The 17027-nt window shown below is 71.6% G+C and carries 16 protein-coding genes and 1 tRNA gene; 6 read left to right on the forward strand and 11 right to left on the reverse strand.

Annotated features, from left to right (window positions below; translation table 11 throughout):
• Positions 1-126: 126 nt before the first annotated feature.
• Genes ACP4E5_RS22865 through ACP4E5_RS22880 form a run of 4 tightly spaced genes read left to right on the forward strand, consistent with a single transcriptional unit; the run spans position 127 to position 1163 of the window.
• Positions 127-363: a hypothetical protein gene (locus tag ACP4E5_RS22865; protein WP_425831536.1), complete on the forward strand. Its 237-nt coding sequence runs from the start codon at positions 127-129 to the stop codon at positions 361-363.
• Entirely contained in the window at positions 360-584 is a 225-nt protein-coding gene (locus ACP4E5_RS22870; RefSeq protein WP_425831538.1) for a hypothetical protein, read from the forward strand. Before ACP4E5_RS22865 ends, ACP4E5_RS22870 begins: the two co-directional genes overlap by 4 nt.
• Positions 581-826 carry a hypothetical protein gene (locus ACP4E5_RS22875; protein WP_425831540.1) on the forward strand — a complete coding sequence of 82 codons (246 nt, stop codon included), beginning with the start codon at positions 581-583 and terminating at the stop codon, positions 824-826. The genes ACP4E5_RS22870 and ACP4E5_RS22875 overlap by 4 nt, the downstream gene beginning before the upstream one ends.
• Positions 816-1163 (forward strand): hypothetical protein, encoded by a 348-nt coding sequence (locus ACP4E5_RS22880; RefSeq protein WP_425831542.1) that lies wholly within the window; start codon positions 816-818, stop codon positions 1161-1163. The genes ACP4E5_RS22875 and ACP4E5_RS22880 overlap by 11 nt, the downstream gene beginning before the upstream one ends.
• Positions 1164-1230: 67 nt before the next feature.
• On the opposite strand, the gene ACP4E5_RS22885 is transcribed toward ACP4E5_RS22880, so the two are convergent.
• From ACP4E5_RS22885 to ACP4E5_RS22900, 4 genes are all read right to left on the reverse strand, one after another.
• Positions 1231-1770 (reverse strand): plasmid pRiA4b ORF-3 family protein, encoded by a 540-nt coding sequence (locus ACP4E5_RS22885; RefSeq protein WP_425827618.1) that lies wholly within the window; start codon positions 1768-1770, stop codon positions 1231-1233.
• Positions 1760-2809: an IS630 family transposase gene (locus ACP4E5_RS22890; RefSeq protein ID WP_425827620.1), complete on the reverse strand. Its 1050-nt coding sequence runs from the start codon at positions 2807-2809 to the stop codon at positions 1760-1762. Before ACP4E5_RS22890 ends, ACP4E5_RS22885 begins: the two co-directional genes overlap by 11 nt.
• Positions 2810-2885: 76 nt before the next feature.
• Positions 2886-3812, reverse strand: a complete 927-nt coding sequence (locus ACP4E5_RS22895) for a phosphotransferase (protein ID WP_425831544.1) — start codon at positions 3810-3812, stop codon at positions 2886-2888.
• A 111-nt stretch (positions 3813-3923) separates the two neighbouring features.
• A tRNA-Ser gene (locus tag ACP4E5_RS22900) sits at positions 3924-4014 on the reverse strand.
• A 171-nt stretch (positions 4015-4185) separates the two neighbouring features.
• Here ACP4E5_RS22900 and ACP4E5_RS22905 point away from each other — a divergent pair.
• A complete protein-coding gene (locus ACP4E5_RS22905) occupies positions 4186-4650 on the forward strand; it encodes an SSI family serine proteinase inhibitor (RefSeq protein ID WP_425831546.1) in 465 nt (154 codons plus the stop codon).
• 194 nt (positions 4651-4844) lie between these two features.
• Positions 4845-9425 carry a PAS domain-containing protein gene (locus tag ACP4E5_RS22910; protein ID WP_425831548.1) on the forward strand — a complete coding sequence of 1527 codons (4581 nt, stop codon included), beginning with the start codon at positions 4845-4847 and terminating at the stop codon, positions 9423-9425.
• Positions 9426-9518: 93 nt separating this feature from the next.
• Here ACP4E5_RS22910 and ACP4E5_RS22915 read toward each other — a convergent pair whose 3' ends face one another.
• From ACP4E5_RS22915 to ACP4E5_RS22945, 7 genes are all read right to left on the reverse strand, one after another.
• Complete coding sequence (locus ACP4E5_RS22915) at positions 9519-11171, reverse strand: long-chain fatty acid--CoA ligase (protein ID WP_425831550.1); 1653 nt, start codon at positions 11169-11171, stop codon at positions 9519-9521.
• A gap of 121 nt (positions 11172-11292) precedes the next feature.
• The gene (locus ACP4E5_RS22920; protein WP_425831552.1) at positions 11293-11880 is read right to left on the reverse strand and encodes a SigE family RNA polymerase sigma factor; all 588 of its coding nucleotides are present in this window, start codon (positions 11878-11880) and stop codon (positions 11293-11295) included.
• Positions 11881-12070: 190 nt separating this feature from the next.
• Positions 12071-13237, reverse strand: a complete 1167-nt coding sequence (locus tag ACP4E5_RS22925) for a lipid-transfer protein (RefSeq protein ID WP_425831554.1) — start codon at positions 13235-13237, stop codon at positions 12071-12073.
• Positions 13234-13653, reverse strand: coding sequence for a MaoC family dehydratase (locus tag ACP4E5_RS22930; RefSeq protein WP_425831556.1), 420 nt, complete (start codon positions 13651-13653; stop codon positions 13234-13236). Before ACP4E5_RS22930 ends, ACP4E5_RS22925 begins: the two co-directional genes overlap by 4 nt.
• Complete coding sequence (locus ACP4E5_RS22935) at positions 13650-14735, reverse strand: acyl-CoA dehydrogenase family protein (protein ID WP_425831558.1); 1086 nt, start codon at positions 14733-14735, stop codon at positions 13650-13652. Before ACP4E5_RS22935 ends, ACP4E5_RS22930 begins: the two co-directional genes overlap by 4 nt.
• A gap of 1 nt (position 14736) precedes the next feature.
• Positions 14737-15675 carry a bifunctional MaoC family dehydratase N-terminal/OB-fold nucleic acid binding domain-containing protein gene (locus ACP4E5_RS22940; protein ID WP_425841583.1) on the reverse strand — a complete coding sequence of 313 codons (939 nt, stop codon included), beginning with the start codon at positions 15673-15675 and terminating at the stop codon, positions 14737-14739.
• Positions 15676-15701: 26 nt separating this feature from the next.
• Positions 15702-16901, reverse strand: a complete 1200-nt coding sequence (locus ACP4E5_RS22945) for an acyl-CoA dehydrogenase family protein (RefSeq protein WP_425831560.1) — start codon at positions 16899-16901, stop codon at positions 15702-15704.
• Positions 16902-17027 lie beyond the last annotated feature (126 nt).

A 17027-nucleotide genomic window follows, 5' to 3' on the forward strand; every position in this document is an offset into this window, starting at 1 on the left:
GATGTATCCGGCGGGAGGCCATCTCGACGGCACCCTGGCAAGTCGACGTCGGGCTGGTCGTCGCGATCACGGCGTACGCCCCATGGCCGACGTCGCCGTCCACCTCTTCCGGCGGAGGCGCACGTGATGCCGCGATCGGACAAGTGGCAGCTCGTCGGCGTGGCCGGGCTGGGCATGAGCGCCGTCGGCAGCGTCATGGGCCACACCGGCTGGGCCCGCGGGTTCTGGCTGGCCGTCGCTCTCTTCCCCATCAGCTGCCTGTCCTGGGACCTGTACGTGAAGCGCCGCAAGCGCCGCGCCCGACGCCAAGCCCTGCTGACGCACCTCGGCCGGCTCATGCGCGACGAGTTGAGGCGCCGATGATCAAGCGTCTGAAGAAGCTCGGTGCGATGCCCGTCGTCAGCGGCGCAGGCATGAGCGCGGGAGGGGTCGGCGGCAGTGTCTGGAGCGGAACCGGATCCGAGGGCGTCGTTGTCATGCCGTGGTGGCTGTGGACCCTCTTGGGGGCCGTCCTCGGCGTGCTGATCGTGGGCATTGTCAAGAACGTCCGTGACGCGGTCCGTCTGGCGAAGGCGAACCGATGAAGCTGCGTGTGAAGCAGCGGCTGGTGCTCATGGGCGCCTACTCGGACCCGCCGAAGCAGCTCACCGTCCGGGAGATCGCGGTGAACGTCGTCATCGCCGGCGTCGTCTTCGGCGCCATGGGGCTCGTCATCGGCGACTGGCAGATGGTGATCAGCGTGGGGATGAGCTCCACCGGGGGCCATCTCATCCACCAGTGGTGGTGGCGCCGCACCGGCCAGCCGGAGGCCGAAGATGGTCAATAAGGTGCTCGTCCGGATCATGTACGCGCTGATTTTCGGCGGGATGGTCGCCTACGTCGCCCAGGGTCTGTTCCACGACGGCTGGGTGTCCGCGGCCTTCGGTGCCCTCACCGTCGCCGTCTTCGGGGCCTGGAACCTGCGCCGGGCCACAGTGCCCCGCGACCGGCGACTCGGCAGTTCCGGCACACGTCTAAGCCGGTTCCTGCCCACCCGCACCGGGCGCGTGGTCATGCTCGTCGCGCTGGTGCTGGCCCTGGGGCTCTTCTGGCTCGGCTGGGGTGACTGCCCCACGACGGACGCCTCCGGGAAGTGCGGCATGCCCAGCCACACGAACTGGTAGCCGCACAGGCCCGTGAACGTTCCTGCGGAGCACTAGTGCTGCGCCGCGGAAGTTCTGCCGGTGGCCGTCAGGCGGCAAGGCGTTTGTTGGCGTCCTCGACGTCGAACTGGCTGGGGTCGAAGGCGCTGCCGACCCACTCCAGGAGTTCCTCGTGTTCTTCATGGTCGGGATCGGTGATGGCCTCGATGAAGTTCGCGTAGCCCCACGGACCACCGCAGTCCTCGGGTGGGCAAGCCCGGCGACCGGTCAAGCAGCGGGGGTAGGCCGTTCCCGGGTCCCGGGGCAGGGTCTCTTCCACCTCGATGCGGTGCACCCAATCGTCACCGAAGTCGTAGGTGTAGCTGATCTTGTCCCCGACTGCGGGCGCGACGGCGTAGAGCGGGACCTTGCGTTCGTCGCGGTGGCCGAGCTCGCTGTCGCGGCGCCCGTAGTCGCCGGCCGGGGTCTCAAAAAGGTGCATGTGGTAGTTCTCCCAGCCCATCGCGGTCTGGATCACCAGGTGCAGGCGGTCGAGCGTGAGGTCGGCCGGGACCTGCAGTCGTCGCCAGATCGGCGGGTGGGTGCCGGCCAGGGTGACCTTGATCTGCAGGACGGAGTCAGTGGGCATGGCACGGTTCCTTCGCAGCGGCGGCGCTTTCGTGCCCAGTCTGGCGGGGCCGACCGTTGTAGTTCCAACTAAACGGGTGGGCAGTCTCGTTGTGGATGACGGCAAAGTCGGTGACTTTCTCCAGCAGGTCGGTGCGTGAGGAGAAGTCCCCGTGGCGCAGGACGGCACGGGCCAGGAGAGAGAAGAAGATTTCCACCTGGTTCAGCCAGGAGGCGTGCTTGGGGGTGTAGTGCGTCACGATCCGGGGATGTCGCCTCAGCCAGGCCCGGGTGGCCTTGGAGGTGTGCGAGGCGCCGTTGTCCAGGACCAGATGGACCGTCAGCCCGGCCGGGATGCACCTGTCCAGCCGCGCCAGGAACTTCACGAAGTGCGCGGAGTCATTGCGTGGCAGCTCGTCCACGACGACCTGCCCGGTGTGCACGTCCAGCGCGGCGGTGACCGAGACGGTGCCATGACGGACGTACTCAAACTCCCGCAGGCGCACCCGGCCGGGGCCGGGCAGCCGGTCGGGGTGCCTGCGGGAGCGGGCGGCCATCGCGGTCTTCTCATCCACCGAGAGCACCACCGATTCCGGCGGGTGGTTGCGGTAGAGGGCGCACACCTCGGCCGCCCTGGTGAAGAAGTGTGGGTCGGCGGGCCGGGTCAGCCAGCCGCGGACCCGGTGCGGCTTGACCTGGAGCGCGGCAAGGATGCGTCCGACCTGGGAGACGGAGACGCCCGTGTCGGCCAGGCGATCTGCGATCAGCCGGTGCGACCAGCCGTCGTAGGGACGAGGTGGGGTGCTGGTGGCCGTCGCCACGATCCGCAGCCGAACCTCCGGACCGTAAACGGGCGGCCTGCCCGAGCGGGGCCGGTCCTCCAGTCCGGCCACTCCCTCCCTGGTGAACCGGTCCCGCCACCGCACCACCGTGGAGACATCCACTCGCACGATCTCCGCTATCCGCCAGACAGGGCACCCTCCCGCAGCCAGCAGCACTATGTGCGCACGGCGGGCGGCACGCTGCGGGGTGGTGTGCGCACGCACCCGGTCCTCCAGCACACGCCGATCATCGGGATCCAAGACCATGCCGGGTCAACGAGCCGATGGCCATCGGCGGAACTTCCGCGGCGCAGCACTAGGCCTTCGCTCGGCGCAGGCGCTCCGCTGCCTGTGTGCGGACGGCGTCACCGGAGGTCGAGGTCCGGGGGTCGCCGTGCAGCGCCTCCCAGCGGGCGTTGTGCGCGGCCGGCCACAAGCTGGCGGCCCACGCGATCTCCTGCTCCTCCACCGTGAACCTACGCCCCCGGAGATCCTGATAGGCCTCCAGGAACGCGGTCGAACTCTCGACCGGGGCCAAGGTCGGTGGCGAGACGCTGGCGAACGCCCCGCACGCCGCACCCACCAGCGCCGCCTCCGGCTGCCACGCCAGGCTGTCCCAGTCGTGCACGGCCCACACATCGCCGTCGTGCCAGCGGAGGTTCTGCGCTTCGAAGTCGGCGTGACCCAGCACGCACGGAAGGTCGGTGGCCAGCATCCGCGTCCGGGCTCGCTCGGCCGTCTCGACGACGTACTCGGGCACAACGCTCTGGTCCCGCTCGTCGAGGAAGCCGATGGCCGGCCACGTCCCCGTATCCGTATGGTCCCAACGCACCCAGCGCGGATTCGGCAGCGGCGGCGCCACCGTCACCTCGGCGAGTTCGGCCATCAGCCAGGCGAACACGGCCGCGTAGCGCGCAGCGACGTCCGGGGAGTTGCCGTCCAGCAGTTCACCGCCCGGCCGGGACTCCTCGGCGTGCACGGCCAGCGCGCCTACGCCGACCACGGGCGTGAGCGGTCGGGGGCACGGAAATCCCCGTTCCGCCAACCGACTCTGCGCGGCAAGGCACGAAGCGGCCCGGCCGTCGTCCTCTCGCGCTTTCACCACGACGTCCCGCCCGTCGAGCAGCCTCAGTCCGAACACCACCGACTGCGACCGCCGCTCGAACAGCACGCTGACGGGCCCACTACCCAACTGGTCCGCACACCAGCCGACCAACCAACCCGGCAGGTCATCCAACGTCATGGCGACGACTGTGCCACGGCCCGTACGAGCCGGGAACGGTGAAACCGGGCCGCGCTCCCGAAACGACTCAGGGAGCCCATGCCTTACGACATGAACTCCCTGGTCAGAGGGCGGAGGCGGAGGGATTTGAACCCTCGATGGGGGGTAAACCCCAAACCGCATTAGCAGTGCGGCGCCATAGACCGGACTAGGCGACGCCTCCAGCGCAGCTCCCTCTCGCGGATGCGCGAGTGGGTGCGTGCAGATGATGACACAGCTGAACGCCGCGTCACCAATCGCCCCCCACGGTACTAGGAGGGCAGGCCACAGGGCAAAGCCTGGGGTGTCGGGCCGCAACGTCGGGGTGGGTACGGGCGTTGAGCACGGCATGTTCATGCGCGTTTCTCCCCGATCTTCTTCTCGGTCTTCCTCTCAACTCCCCGGTTCTCGGCTCCTCGGCTCCGTCGCGGCCGTCGTCGGGCCGCTCGCCGTTCTCGCGGCCACCCCCGTCGCCGCGCACGCGGACGCCGGGCTCGACCGCCTGACCATCACCGTCGCCGACTCGGACAACGGCAGCGACGGGACGTACGAGCTGGAGTGTTCGCCCGCGGGCGGGACGCACTCGGATCCCGGGGCGGCCTGCGGACGGCTCGACGAGCTGGAGGCGCAGGGCGTGGACCCGTTCGCCCCCGTCGCGGACGACGCGCGCTGCACCATGCAGTACGGGGGCCCGGCCACCGCCCGCGTCACGGGGAACTGGCACGGGCGCGTCGTCGACTCCTCGTACGCGCTGAGCAATGGTTGCGAGATCGCGCGGTGGCAGCAGATGGAGCCCGTGCTGCCTGCGACGGGACCGTGACCCTCGGTCCAATGGTCACAGGCTCGTGACCCGGCCCGCTCGGGATCCCCACATCCTCTACGTGGGCTCCGTCGCATCCGGCGCCTCCAGTCCAAGCTCTGCCCGTAGACTCCCTCCCGTGATACGCCGCGGACCACAAGGCAGGATGGTTCGCGCGGTCGGCAAGTCGCAGTAATCAGGGAGGAACCGTCGTCGTGAGCAGCAGGCCATCCCGAGGCGCTGCTCGCCTCGCAGCCATACTTGACGCGCTTCCGGACGGGCTGTTGCTCGTCAACACCAACGGAACCGTGGTCAACGCCAACTCCATCGCCCTGGAGTCCTTCGAGGCTCCGGGCACGGCACTTGTGGGGCGCGGCCTGCTCGACCTCCTGCCCGAGTTCGACTCACGGCTGATCCCCGGCTCCATGCGCCGGCCCGACACCGTGACCGACGAACGCGGGCGGACCAAGCCGACGCGGATGACCGCGCGGCGCACCGACGCCAGCGAGTTCCCCGTCGAGGTGACCTCCGCCAATCTCGCCGACGGCGCGCGGGACGCGGTGGATCCGTACGGCTCCGGCGGCCAGAGCTACAGCGGCTCCGAGCTGCTCATGCTCGTCGTACGGGATCTGTCGGGGGCCGTCGACACCGAGGCCGAACTGGCCCGTTCGCAGCGGCAGACCGAGATGATTCTGCGCGCCGCGTCCGAGGGCGTCGTGGGCACGGACACCGACGGGCGGATCGTTCTCGTCAACCCCGCCGCCGCGCAGATCCTGGGCTTCCGGGCCAGCGATCTGGGCGGGCAGGAGCTGCACCCGCTCATCCTGCACTCGCGTCCGGACGGTGAACCGTTCCCGTACGAGGAGTCGCCGCTCGCCGACACGCTGCGCTCCGGGCGCAAGCACCGGGTGCGCGGCCAGGTGCTGTGGGCCAAGAACGGCGCCAAGGTGCCCGTCGACATGACGACGGCGCCGGTGCGCGACGGGGATCAACTGGTCGGCGCCGTCATGACGTTCGCGGACCGCCGCTCCGTCGAGAAGCTGGCCGCCGAGCACGCCGAGGAGATCGCCCGCCGCGACGAGGCCGCCGAGCGGGAGCGCGACGAGCACGCCGCCGAGCTGCGGCGGGTCAAGGAAGAAGCCGCCGCCGAGCTGGAGCGGGTGCGCGAGGAACTGGGCTCCGAGCTCACCTCCGTACGCGACGAGCTGGGCTCCGAGCTCACGTCCGTACGCGAGGAGCTGACCGGCGAACTCGCCGCCGTCCGCGAGCAGCACGCCGAGGAGTTGTCCGCCGAGAAGGAGCGGGGCGCCGCGCTCGCGGAGCGCGAGAAGGACCGTTACGAGGCCCTGGCCGCGCGGCACACGCAGCTGCTCGCCGTGCTCGGGCAGTCGCTGCGCGGGCCGTTGGACGAGCTGCGGCGCGAGCTGAGCCAGCTCGCCGCCGACGACGCGGGACAGCTGTGGCCCGAGGCCAACCAGGTGCTGCACCACCTGGCCGCCGGGTACTCCCGGATGACGACGCTCGTCGACAACGTGCTGGCCTATCAGACCTTGGACGAGGGCGGTTCCCTGCTCTCCCGTACGAACGTCATGTTCGACGCCGTCGTGGCCGCCGGTGTCGACGGGGCCGTCGAGCTGATCGGGCCCGGCCGGGTGCAGTTCGCCGTGCACGCGCCGCCGATCGAGGCCGAGGTGGACGCGGGGCGGCTCGCGACCGCGCTCGCGCATCTGATCGCCGACGTCGCCGGGATCGACGCGACCGGCAACGCCCGGGTGCCCGCGACTCCCGGATACGTCGACTCGACCGTCGTCGTGGCCGCCGCGCAGCGGGGTACGAACGTACGCATCGAGGTGCGTGGTCCCTACTCGGGCGGTGACCCGGTGCACGAGCCGATCGTGCACGGCATCGTGCGGGCGCACGGCGGTGTGCTGCAGACGCACGAGATGCCGGGGATGAGCGGCAGCGCGTACGTCCTCGAAGTGCCGATCGGGACGGGGGCCGGGGTCGTTCCCGCTGCCGGTGTCGTTCCCGAGACAGGCGTCGTTCCTGAGGCAGGGGTCGTTCCCGAGACTGGGGGCGCCCCTGACGCCGGGGGCGCTCCCGGTGCCGGCGGTGTTCCCGGACAGGGGACGGGTCCCGATGAGGTGCCCGGCGGCGTGCTTGCCAACGTCTCCGTCGAGGGCTCCGAGGCCACCGGGTCCCAGGAGGCCTCCGCCGAGGCGAACCCGAACCTTCCCGCGCAGGCCACCGGTGGCGGCAACAGGCGCCGCAGGGCGCGCCGGGCCGCAGGTCCCTCGACGGACGCGTTCCTGGAGAGCAGCGTGTCGGGCGGCGGACAGCCGGCCGCGGCTCCCTCCAGTGGTACGGGCCGCAGGCGCGGACGGCCGGCCCCGGAGGAGGCTGCCGCCCAGGGCTCCGTGGTGACCTCGTCCGAACACGCGACGTCTTCCCCGGCGTTGGGCGACACGGTGCCGCCGCAGGGCGTGCCCGCGCCGTCGGGGCGCAGGGCGCGGCGTGCCGGGCAGCAGGAGCAGGCTGCCCTGCCCGCGCTGCCGTCCGGGTCCACCCCCGACGCCGAGCAGGGCGCCGAACCGGCCCAGGGCGAGCTGGAGTTGGCGGGCGCTGGTGCCGGGCAGCCGTCCGGGCGGCGGGCGCGGCGCGCGATCGGCAGCGCCCAACCGGCACAGGACGCGCAGGCCACGCAGAACGCAGAGAATGCACAGGGCGCACAGGGCGCTCGCGGGCGTGGGCAGCAGGCGAGGGCACAACAGACGGGTCCGCGCGAGGTGTTCGCGCTGCCGCCCGCCGAGGCCGACCGCACACCGGAAGCCCGAGCCGAGGCCGAAGCGCGGGCCGCGGCCCAGGCGCAGGCCCAGGCCGGTGTTCAGCCCGGTGGGCAGACCGGTGCGCAGGCTGCCCCCGGTGACGTACCGCAGGACACGCAGGACACGCAGGACACGCAGGACACGCAGGACACGCAGCAAAGCGGCGCGCAGCCGCAGCCCCTCCCGTTGCCGGACGAGGCGCACCAGCACGACACCGCCGAGGCGCACCCGGCCGCGGATCACACGCCGCCGCAGCCGCACCCGGCGCAGCCCACACCCGCCCTGGGCACGCCCACGGCGGGTGGCGCGGGCGCCGCGCTGCCGCCGGAGAACAAGTCGGCCGGCCAGCCACAGGACCGGCCCCAGAATCAGGACCAAGCCCGGAGCCAGGCAGGTCCCCAGCCGACGGCCGCACAGCCGGGCAATCAGCCGGGCAATCAGCCGGACCCCCAGCCGGCTGCACCGTCGGCCGCACAGCCCGGAGCCCAACCGGAACCCCCGGCGCAGGGTGCCCAGGCCGACGAACCGGAGAGCGCTCCGACGGCCCCGGCCGAGGGGCCCGCGGCCCAGCCGCTGCCCGCCGAGGCCCCGAAGCCCCAGGCTCAGGACGAGGCCCCGTCCGGTGACACGAACTCGACGCAGGGGCGGGCCTTCAGCGTGCGGACGCTGGGGCAGGGCGTGCCGTTCGGGCGCCAGGTCGCCTCGCAGCAGCGTCGTCCGCAGCCGCCGGTCCAGCCGCTTCCGCCGCAGGCCCCGCCGCGGCCGAGCACCACGCCGCAACAGGCCCCCACACAGGGGCAGACGCAGGGGCAGACGCAGGGCCAGTCGCAAGGCGGTTCGGGAAGCCTCGGCGGCTCCGGCACGCTCGGCGGTTCCGGAGGATCCGGACGGCGACGCAAGCTGTCCAACCGGCAGGACGCCCGCCAGGACGCCCGCCAAGACGCCCGCAAGGACCAGCCGGACACCGGCAAGGCCACCAACAGCGGCACCGGCGGCAGCCCCACACAGCCCCCCGCTCCGAACACCCCGGCCCGGGGCACCGCCCACGGCACGCCCCCGCAGGGCACGCAGGCCCGGCCGCACCCGCAGCCCCCGCTCCTCTCGCCGAACGCCTCCGAGGGCGGCGGTCGCGCGTACGCGATCGGCGCCCCCGACCAGGACGGCGTCGAGGGCCCTGAGCCGCTGGACGGTCCCGGCGGCGCCGTGGAGGTCGCGAACCGGCCGCAGCCGATGCCCATGGACGACGAGTTGCCGCCCGAGCCGCTCGACAACCCGCGTCGGCTCCTCGTCTGGCCCGCGCCGGACGTGGCGACGCAGCAGGCGCTCAGCGACCGCGGCTACCGCCCCGTGACCGTGCACTCCCGTGAGGAGGTCGACGCACAGATCGCGGCGTTCCCCGCCGCGCTGTTCGTGGACCCGCTGACCGGGCCGATCACGCGGACCGCGCTCCAGTCGCTGCGCCAGGCGGCCGTCGCGGCCGAGGTGCCGGTCCTGGTGACCGCGGGCCTCGGACAGGCGACACGCGAGGCCGCGTACGGCGCCGACCCCGCCGTGCTGCTCAAGGCGCTCGCCCCTCGGGACAGCGAGCAGCACCCGCCGCGGGTGCTGCTGATCGAGGAGCACGAGGAGATCGCGCTCGCCCTGACCGCGACGCTGGAGCGGCGCGGGATGCAGGTCGAGCGGGCCGCGAACGACGCGGACGCGGTGGCCATCGCGTCCGAGCTGCGGCCGAACCTCGTGGTCATGGATCTGCTGCAGGTACGCCGTCGGCAGGCCGGCATCATCGACTGGCTGCGCGCGAACGGGCAGTTGAACCGCACTCCGCTGGTCGTCTACACGGCCGCCGTGGAACCCGGCGACCTGCCGCGGCTCGCGGCGGGGGAGACGGTGCTGTTCCTGGCGGAGCGGTCGACGAGCACCGAGGTGCAGGGCCGGATCGTGGACGTACTCGCGAAGATCGGCACGAACTGAGCCTCGAGCGCTGAGCCTCAACCCACACGGGGGCTCAACACACGTACGGGGGCGGCCCTTTCGGGCCGCCCCCGTTTCACGTGAAACAGGCCGTCACAGCTTGGTGACGTCCAGGTCCCCCTCCGCGTACTGCTTGCGCAGCACCTTCTTGTCGAACTTGCCGACGCTGGTCTTCGGGACCGCGGGGATGATCGTCCAGCGCTCCGGCAGCTGCCACTTGGCGACCTTCTCGGCGAGGAACGCGCGCAGCGATTCGAAGTCGGCGCTCGCGCCCTCCTTCAACACCACGGTGGCGAGCGGCCGTTCGCCCCACTTGTCGTCGGGCACGGCGACGACCGCGGCCTCGGCGACGTCCGGGTGGGACATCAGCGCGTTCTCCAGGTCGACGCTGGAGATCCACTCACCGCCGGACTTGATGACGTCCTTGGCGCGGTCGGTGAGCGTGAGGAAGCCGTCGGGGCTGATGGTGCCGACGTCGCCGGTCTTCAGCCAGCCGTCCTCGCTGAACTTGTCCTCGGGGCGCAGCACCTCATTGCCGGAGCCGCCGTAGTAGGCGCCGGCGATCCACGGGCCGCGTACCTCCAGCTCGCCCGCGGACTCGCCGTCCCAGGGCAGCTCCTCGCCGCCGGGCCCGGTGAGCCGCCCCTCGACGCCGGCCGGGAAGCGGCCCTGCGTGAGCCGGTACGCGAACTCCTCCTCGCTGCCCGGTGCGGCGCTCGCCGGGGGACGGGCGACCGTGCCGAGCGGGGAGGTCTCCGTCATGCCCCAGGCGTGGCAGACGCGCATGCCCAGCTCGTCGAAGGCCTTCATGAGCGAGGGCGGGCAGGCGGCGCCACCGATGGTGACCTGGGTGAGGCTGGAGACGTCACGCGGCTTGGCGGTGAGTTCGGCGTGCAGGCCCTGCCAGATGGTGGGGACTGCCGCGGCGTGCGTGGGGCGTTCGGACTCGATCATCTCGGCGAGCGGCGCGGGCTGCAGGAAGCGGTCCGGCATCAGCATGTTCACGCCGGTCATGAACGTGGCGTGCGGCAGTCCCCAGGCGTTGACGTGGAACTGGGGGACGACGACGAGCGAGGTGTCGGCGTCCGTGAGGCCCATCGACTGCGTCATGTTGACCTGCATGGAGTGCAGGTAGATGGAGCGGTGCGAGTAGACGACGCCCTTCGGGTCGCCGGTGGTGCCCGAGGTGTAGCACATGGCGGCGGCCCGGCGTTCGTCCAGGTCGGGCCAGTCGTACGTGGTCGGCCTGTCCGCGATCAGTTCCTCGTACTCGTGCACCTGGGCCTGCGCCCCGTCGAGTACGGAGCGGTCGCCGGGCCCGGACACGACGATGTGCTCGACCGTCGGCAGCTTCGAGAGCAGCGGGGCGATCATCGGGAGCAGCGAGCCGTTGACGAGGACGACCTTGTCGGCGGCGTGGTTCACGATCCACGCCAACTGCGCGGCGGGCAGCCGCAGGTTGAGCGTGTGCAGGACCGCGCCCATGCACGGCACGGCGAAGTACGCCTCGACGTGCTCCGCGTTGTTCCACATCAGCGTGGCGACCCGGTCGTCCTCGCGCACGCCGAGCTCGTCGCGCAGCGCGTTCGCGAGTCGGTGCGCGCGCTCGGCGGCCTCCCGGAAGCTGCGGCGGTGCGGCTCGGCCTCGCCGGTCCAGGTGGTGATCTGGGACGATCCGTGCACCCGCGCGCCGTGTTGGAGAATGCGGGTCACGGTCAGCGGTACGTCCTGCATCGTGCTCAGCACGGCGTCCTCCCGGTGGGCGCTACGGAGCAGTAGGGTTCCGCTGATTCTCACTGCATACCGGCCGGTATGTCACTACCTCCCGGGATGATCGATCAGCGAATCACCCTGGATCCACCGCTGGTCACGCCGTGTGCCGCAGTTCCGGGTCCTCGCGGAGCTTGCCGAGCGCCCGCGACACCGCGCTCTTCACGGTGCCGATGGAGACGCCGAGCACCTGGGCCGTCTGGGCCTCGCTCAGGTCCTCGTAGTAGCGCAGGACGACCATCGCCCGCTGCCGCGCGGGCAGTTTCGTGATGGCGCGCCACATCGCGTCGTGCAGCGCCTGCTGCTCGGCGGGGTCCCCGGCCGGCGTCTCCCGGTGCTCCGGCAGCTCGTCGCAGACGAACTCGTCGACCTTGCGCTTGCGCCACTGTGAGGTCCGGGTGTTCAGCAGCGCCCTGCGCACATAGCCGTCGAGCGCCCGGTGGTCCTCGATCCGGTCCCACGCGATGTACGTCTTCGCGAGCGCGGTCTGCAACAGATCCTCGGCATCGCACGGGTTCGACGTCAACGACCGGGCGGTGCGCAGCAGCACGGGCTGGCGCGCCCGGACGTACGACGCGAACGACGGATACGCCGAGTACGCGGTGGCTGCCGGGCGCGTCCCCGCGTGGGTGCGCGGAGCGGCCTCGGAAGCGCTGGAGCAGACAGGCACCAGGGTTGCGGTCATGGCTCCACGCTATGAGCGCCCCCTACTCCCGGGGATCGGCCGGAGGTCCCGAAGCGGCGTCCGCCTCAGGTTGTACGAGGGGTGCTGGCCCCACCTCCTGAAGGTGGAGTCGGGGGTGAGGTCCCCTGGGGGACGGCCCTGACTCCCCTTCGCGCGGGAGCACGGCGTGGACGGCGGACACAGGCCCCGATCAGCCGTCCGACCCCAGGATGAGGCCCGATGTGGGGACCCCGGTGCCCGCGGTGACCAGAGTGGTGGCCGCGCCGGGTATCTGGTTCACAGCCGTGCCGCGCAGCTGCCGCACGCCTTCCGCTATGCCGTTCATGCCGTGCAGATACGCCTCGCCCAGCTGTCCCCCATGGGTGTTGAGCGGCAGCCTCTCCTCCGCCACGAATCCGGCCGCCTCGCCCGGTGGGCAGAAGCCGAACTCCTCCAGCTGCATGAGCACGAACGGCGTGAAGTGGTCGTAGAGGATCCCCACGTCGATGTCGTCGGGCCCGATGCCCGCCGTGCGCCACAACTGCCGGGCCACGACGCTCATCTCGGGCAGGCCCGTCAGCTCGTCCCGGTAGAAGCTCGTCATCTGCTCCTGCGCACGGCCCGCGCCCTGCGCCGCCGCGCGGATCACCGCAGGCGGGTTCGGCAGATCGCGGGCCCGCTCCACGCTGGTGACGACGATCGCCTGCCCGCCGTCCGTCTCCTGGCAGCAGTCGAGCAGCCGCAGGGGGTCGACGATCCAGCGGGACTCCGCGTGGTCGGCGAGTGTGATCGGCTTCTCGTAGAAGTACGCCGCCGGGTTCGTCGCCGCGTACTTGCGGTCGGTGACCGCGACATGGCCGAACGCCTCGGGCGTCAGCCCGTACGTGTGCAGATAGCGCTGCGCCGCCATCGCCACCCAGGACGCCGGGGTGAGCAGCCCGAACGGCAGGTTCCAGCCGAGCGCCGCGCCCTCCGCCGACGGCTCCCTGTGCTGCACGCCCGAGCCGAAGCGCCTGCCCGAGCGCTCGTTGAAGGCCCGGTAGCAGACCACCACGTCGGCCACGCCGCTCGCCACCGCGAGGGCCGCCTGCTGCACGGTGCCGCAGGCCGCGCCGCCCCCGTAGTGCACCCGGGAGAAGAAGGAGAGCTCCCCCATGCCCGCGGCCTGCGCGACGGTGATCTCCGGGTTGGTGTCCATGGTGAAGGTGACCAGGCCGTCGACATCGGACGGGGACAGGCCCGCGTCGTCGAGCGCCGCGTGCACCGCCTCCACCGCGAGCTTCAGCTCGCTGCGCCCCGAGTCCTTGGAGAACTCCGTGGCGCCGATACCGACGATCGCGGCCTCACCGCCGAGCCGGTCCTTGCCGCGCACGCTCATGCCGCGCTCCTCTCGGGGACGACGACCGTGACCGTGCCGGTGACGTGGTTGCCGATGCCGTTCCTGCCGACGATCTTCACCTGCGCCGTGTCGCCCTCCACCTCGGCGATCGTGCCGCTCAACACCATGGTGTCGCCCGGGTAGTTGGGCGCCCCGAGCCGTATCGCGACCTTACGGAGGACGGCGCCGGGGCCGAAGTGGTCGGTGATGTAGCGCCCCACCAGGCCGTTCGTCGTGAGGATGTTCATGAAGATGTCGGGGGAGCCCTTCTGCCGCGCCAACTCCGCGTCATGGTGCACGTCTTGGTAGTCACGGGACGCGATCGCGCCGGAGACGATCAGCGTCCGGGTGATCGGGATCGTCAAGGGCTCGAGCTCGTCCCCGACCTTCGTCTCGAGCTGCGCTCCGGCCTTCATGCGGCCTCCCCTCCGTCGCCCACGCCCGCTCCCGCTCCCGACGCGATCACTTCGCCCAGCTCCTCCAGGAGTTCGGCGCCGCACCCCAGATATCCGTCCAGCTGCCGGCCCCACAGGAAGTGCCGGTGCACCGGGTGGTCCAGGTCCGCGCCCATGCCGCCGTGCAGATGCTGGCCCGTGTGCACGACCCGCTTGCCCGCCTCCGCGGCCCACCAGGCCGCGGTCAGCGCATGGCTCCCGTGGTCGAGCCCGGCGTCGCGCCGCCAGGCCGCCTCGTACGCGGTGACCCGGATCGCCTCGATGTCCATGTACGCCTCCGCGGCGCGCAGTTGGACGCCCTGCTTGGCGGCGAGCGGTTTGCCGAACTGCTCCCGCTCGTTCGTGTACTCGACGGCACGGGCAAGCGAGCCCGCGCAGACCCCGGCCTGAAGCCCGGCGAAGGCGGTCCGAGCGGCCGCGAGCACGTCTTCGTAGGCCTCGGGTCCGCCGATCCGCTCTGCCTCCACGCCGTCGAGCACGAGCCGACCCGCGGACCAGGGCGCGGTCAGCTCGACCGGCTCGCACCCGGCGTCCTGCGCCCGCACTGTCCACAGGCTGTGGACATCTTTTCCGGTTTCGCCCCGCACGGCCACCAGGACATGCGTCGCGTCCCGCAGCCACGGGACCCACGGCACGGCCCCGCTCAGCCGCGCCCGACCGTCCGGCAGCGCGTCCACCACGATCCCACCGCGCGCGGGGAACGCCCCCGCCGCCACGGCCGAACCGTCCCGGAGCCCCGGCAGCAGCCGCTCCCGCTGCTCGTCCGTACCGTGCGCCGCCACCGCCAGCAGGCCGTACACGCAGCTCGCGGCGAACGGCACCTGCGCCGTCGTCCTGCCCTGCTCCTCCAGCATCAGGACGAGCCCGAGCAGCCCCGTCTCCTCCACCGCGCCCGCGAGGCCCGCCGCGCCCAGTTCCTTCCAGAGCTCGCCGTCCGTTCCGCCACCGAGGGCCGTGAGCCGCTCAGGCGTGGACAGGTCGCCGAAGATGCGCGCGGCGAGGTCCCGCGCCGCCTCCTGCTCCGGCGTTGGGGTGAAGTCCATGTCAGACCTCACCGCCCTGGGCGTCGTCGATCACGCGGAAGACGGGAAGCTCCAACTCGTCGTCCACAGAGAGGAATTCGAGCCGTACGGGCATCCCTATCCGCACCTTGTCGCTCGGCACCCCCACGACGTTGCTCACCATGCGCACGCCCTCGGCCAGCTCGATGAGCCCCACCGCGTACGGAGGATCGAAGGCGGGGAACGGCGGATGGTGCATGACCACGTAGCTGTAGACGGTGCCCTCGCCGCTGGCCTCGACGGTGTCCCACGCCTGCCCGCCGCACGCGTTGCACCCCGGCAGCCAGGGGAAGCGCAGCGTCTCGCACGCGCGGCAGCGCTGGATGAGCAGCCGGTGGCCGGCGACGCCCTCCCAGAACCCCGCGTTGTCCCGGTTGATCACGGGCCTCGGCCGCCGGCCCTTGTCCTTCTTCGCCGCCCCGCTGCCCGAACTCCGCTTGACCGGCGTGTACTTCAGGATCCGGAACAGATGCGTACCGGCGATCTCCCCGCCCACCCGGACGTTCATCCGGGTCGTGATGAAGTGCCCCGTGCCCAGCTTCGTCGTCTTCAGCGGGGAGACGGACTCGATCACCGAGTCGTACGTGATCGTGTCGCCGGGCCGCAGCGGCCGTAGATACTCCTGCTCGCAGTCTGTGGCGACGACCGAGGTGTACCCCGCGCCGTCGAGCAGCGCGAACAGCTCGTCATGGGCGGGCGAGCGCCCCTCGTAGCTGGTCAGGCCCGCCATCGTCCAGGCCTGGAGCATGGTCGGCGGCGCGATCGCGTCAGGACCCGCGTAGGCGGGATTCGTATCGCCCATGGCCTCGCACCAGTGCCTGATCATCGGCGCGTTCACCGGGTCCAGGCCCTCGGCCTCGGTGGCCGCGACCCGCCCCTCGAAGGTCTTCAACTTCTCGTACGCCAAGGGCTCGTGCCCCATGAACTCCTGCCCCGCAACTCCCGCGCTCACCGCTTCCCCCTCCGCATCCCGAGCCGCATCGTCGCCACGATCTCGCGCTGCACCTCACTCACCCCGCCACCGAAGGTGTTGATCTGCGCCGCGCGGTTCATCCGCTCCAACTCGCCTGCGCCCACACCCGCTTCACCGCCCCCCGTATCGCCGAACGCACCGGGCGAACCGGCCCGCACCCACCCGGCGTCGCCCGCGATCTGCTGACATATTCGATACGTCTCGACCGCGGATTCCGTTCCCGCGAACTTCACGCCGCTGGCGTCTCCGGGGGCCAGCCGGCCCGCCCCGACGTCCCCCACCAAACGCCAGTTGAGCAGGCGCGTTGCCGCGAGCCGGGCATGCGCTTCGGCGAGCTGAGATCGGACCCAGGACGAGTCAACGCGGCGTTCGCCCGTCACTGGATCAGGGGTACGGGCGGCATCCGCCACCCGCTCGTAGAAGTCCTCGGCCTGCATCCCGATCGCGGCGAGGGCGACCCGCTCGTGATTGAGCTGGTTGGTGATCAGCCCCCAGCCCGCGTTCTCCTCGCCGACGAGGTTCGAGGCGGGGACCCGGATCCCGTCGTAGTACGTGGCCGTCGTGGTCAGGCCACCGACGGTGTCGATCGGGGTCCACGAGAAACCGGGCGCGTCGGTCGGCACGAGGATGATCGAGATGCCCTTGTGCTTGGGCGCGTCAGGATCGGTCCGGCAGGCGAGCCAGATCCAGTCGGCGTTCTGCGCGTTCGACGTGAACACCTTCTGCCCGTCGATCACCCAGTCGCCGCTCGCCCCGTCACGCACCGCGCGCGTGCGCAGCGACGCGAGGTCCGTGCCCGCCGACGGCTCGCTGTAGCCGATCGCGAAGACCAGGTCGCCCTTGAGGATCCGGGGCAGGAAGTAGGCCTTCTGCTCCTCGGTCCCGTACTTCATGAGCGTCGGGCCGACCGTGTTGAGCGTGACCATGGAGACCGGCGCGCCGGCCCGGTACGCCTCGTCGAAGAACACGAACTGCTCGTCCGCTCCGCGCCCCTGACCGCCGTACTCGACGGGCCAGCCGAGGCCCAGGAGGCCCTCGTCGCCGATGCGGCGCAGCAGTCGGCGCTGAGCGCTCGGATCATCGGCCGCGGGCGGCCCGCCGGGCATCAACGTACGGAATCTCTCACGCAGTTGAGCGCGCAGCTCGCGCTGGCGCTCGGTGGGGGCGAGGTGCACGGCGGCTGCCCTCCAGGACTGGCCTCGTACCGACAAGGGTTTCTGACTGTCCGTCAGATACCGATGGGTGTCAAGAGATCGGCACGTCACCGCGCGAACGCCTGCGCGGCGGCACCGAAGCACCGC

Origin of the sequence: Streptomyces fractus (assembly GCF_049844455.1) — a bacterium.
Taxonomy (GTDB): Bacteria; Actinomycetota; Actinomycetes; order Streptomycetales; family Streptomycetaceae; genus Streptomyces; species Streptomyces fractus.